This is a genomic window from Clostridium sp. AM49-4BH, from assembly GCF_003478335.1.
Taxonomy (GTDB): domain Bacteria; phylum Bacillota; class Clostridia; order Lachnospirales; family Lachnospiraceae; genus Butyribacter.
Window position 1 is genome coordinate 1 of record NZ_QUFB01000102.1, and the last position, 2862, is coordinate 2862.

The window sequence follows — 2862 nt, forward strand, 5'->3', positions numbered from 1 at the left end:
GATCAAACTCTCATGTTTAAGTTCCTGCCTTAGTTTTCACTTTGGCTTCCGTTTTTACCGTTGACTTTCGTCTTGGTCTCGCGCGATCTTCATAAAGCATGTTTTATGATGATCAGAATTGAAAATCTTTATTTTAGGATGTGTTTTCATCCCATCCTTTATTTAGAATTTTCAGGGTTGTTTTACTATTCAGTTATCAAGCTTCTATTATGTATTGCCGCTCTCGGTTGCTGTCCGCTCCGTGATGCGCCAACGAATGATATATTATCATTTTGATTCCAACTTGTCAACAACTTTTTTTAATTTTTTTCGACTTTTTTTGACCAGGCAACAAAAAAAGCCTCCAAAGCCCAGTATTTATGGGGTTTGGAGGCAATCCTGTCTTTTTACAGTTCAAAGAACTTTAATTGTTGATCCATACTCTTAGACAAATTGCTTAAGTTGCCTGCAGAATCCGCCTGTGTTGCAATCGTATCATTCAGCACCTGCATAGATGCTGTCGTTTCCTGTGTCGATGCCGCATTCTCTTCGGAAACCGCTGACAGGTTTGATATAACATCCATCATCTCCTGACGAACACCTGCACACTCTTTCGTCTTTTGGCGCATATTCTGCGTCTCATTTCTCGTCTCTGTGACACCATCGCTGACATTCATAAACTGCTGCTTAGTTTCTTCCAGTTTCTCTGCCTCTTCTCCCACAATGTTCTGCATTTCTTCCATAATACTAACTGCTTGTGTAGATTCCTGCAAAAGTTCCGCTGTGATTTCCTCAATCTCTTTGGCAGATTCACCCGACTGCTCTGCCAATGTCTGAATCTGATTAGCCACTACTGCAAAACCTTTGCCCTGCTCGCCGGCCCTTGCCGCTTCAATAGATGCATTCAAAGACAACAGATTAGTTTCATCCGCAATGGAAGTGATGATCTGAATTGCCTTTTGGATGCGAACTGCCGCATCGTTTGTGATATGTATCTGTCGATTCATTCTGCTCGCCGCATCTACCGTATCAACGTTTGACTCTGATAATTCCGTAATAATCTTTTCAGCACGCTCACGGCTTTGATCCATCTTATCAGAAGTCACCGCAAGCTGCTTCACATTTTCTGTCATTTCATCGATCAATTCGCCTAATGTATTCATCCGAAGCGTAGCAGTCTCAATCTCCTCTGCCTGTGCAACAGCACCACTTGCAATGTCATCGACGGCATTGCCGATCTCCGAAGCATTTTCGCTCGTCTGCGCTGACATATCACCCAGCTGCACTCCCGCTGTCAATACATCATTAGATGCAGATTGTATCTTTTCTATAATATTACGAAGTTCATTCTGTAAAAGCTGAGGCTCTTCGCCATGCTGCCAAGCTCGTCCTTACGCTTCAGTAAACGTTTGCTCATTTGAACATTCAAATTACCGCATGCCAGCTGTCCCAGCGCACCATTGGCGTCATTCAGACCATTTCGAATAGCTAACACACGAATAATTATCACTATAAATGCAAGAATTCCGATCACTATTGCCACACCAACCAAAGTACCAGTCTTGACAGCAATGAAAGAATTAACATCTGAAGCCGGAGCGCCGGCAAACAACATGCCGATCGTACTTCCTCCCTGATCCTTTAACGGCATGTAATATACATAATACGCCTCATCATTAATGACCATATCATAAGAAGTAAAGGTTTTGCCCTGTAATACTACCCGGTCATATACCTCCTGCGCTGCATCTGTCCCCAAAACAAATTGTCCGGTCTTAGCATCTTTCAATGTAGTCGCACGTCTGGTCTTGTCATAGAATATCGTGACATCCAGATCGGTTCCCTTCACCATATTTTCCAACATCTGCTCCGTGATCTGCTGCTCGCCCTTGTAGAGCTTCTCCCCATCTAATGTTAGCGGACTGTCATTCAGCGCATCTAACATTCCCTGCACTCCCACCGTCGATGCCTGCAATGTTAATTCCACCTCATCTTGAATGCCTGATCGAATACTTCCAATCCCTATAATGGTCAGAATACATGCCAATATGCATAGTGGAATTATTGCTATCGCAGTGATCCTTACTGTTAATGAATGAATATGATGCTTTGATTGCTTTTTCATAATGAACACCCTCCCTAGTATTATTCCCGTTCATCTTCAGCGGTATTAAATTAATTAGAGTTATTATATCACAAATTCACAACACAAGGGAGCTTGCTCACTTGCGCAGAATTTGTGAACGACAAAATCGTAAAGCGCAATGCGCGACAGATGCGAAGCATCTGGATTTTAGAGTCATTATACCACATTTTCCTATACAATAAAAGAGCTCTGTATCTCTTATTTCGACACAAAGCTCGATGGGAGTTATTTTTTATATTGTTGGATCTTAGTTTTTTTGCTATTTATTTCATTTTTTTCGTTTTGTTGCACCGATCAACTCCTGACGTATTTCCTCATTAGGAATAAATGCGACCTGTTTTGTCTGATCATATCCTAAATATCCCAAATGTATCAAATAGGTGCATACGTCATCCTTGTTTTGAAAATGAACCGTATCATTTTGAAAAGACGTAATTTCAACAGTCACAACTGCACCAGAAAGCATTTCTATAATAGCAGTTCTTAAACCATCAAAATCCATATTAAGCAATGGCACAATCACTTCTCGGTCTATGACGGGACTTTTTCTCTACCCCGGAAGCCTATTCCCAGCCTTTAGGATAGACTTCTCTGCCTATGACAGGACTTTTTCTCTACCCCCGAAGCTTATAACAAACCTTTAGGGTAGACTTCTCGGTCTATGGCGGGACTTTTTCTCTATCCCCGAAGCCTATTCTCAACTTTCAGGGTAGACTTCTCGGCCTATGCGGGACTTT

The 2862-nt window shown here is 41.9% G+C and carries 3 protein-coding genes; all 3 read right to left on the bottom strand.

Annotated elements, in window-relative coordinates:
• Positions 1-386: 386 nt before the first annotated feature.
• Positions 387-1250: a methyl-accepting chemotaxis protein gene (locus DW981_RS14360; protein WP_147352675.1), complete on the bottom strand. Its 864-nt coding sequence runs from the start codon at positions 1248-1250 to the stop codon at positions 387-389.
• Between the two features lie 56 nt (positions 1251-1306).
• On the bottom strand, positions 1307-2104 hold the full coding sequence (locus DW981_RS14365) for a cache domain-containing protein (protein WP_118508223.1): 798 nt from the start codon (positions 2102-2104) through the stop codon (positions 1307-1309).
• Positions 2105-2393: 289 nt separating this feature from the next.
• Complete coding sequence (locus tag DW981_RS14370) at positions 2394-2642, bottom strand: hypothetical protein (protein ID WP_022024273.1); 249 nt, start codon at positions 2640-2642, stop codon at positions 2394-2396.
• Positions 2643-2862: the final 220 nt, after the last annotated feature.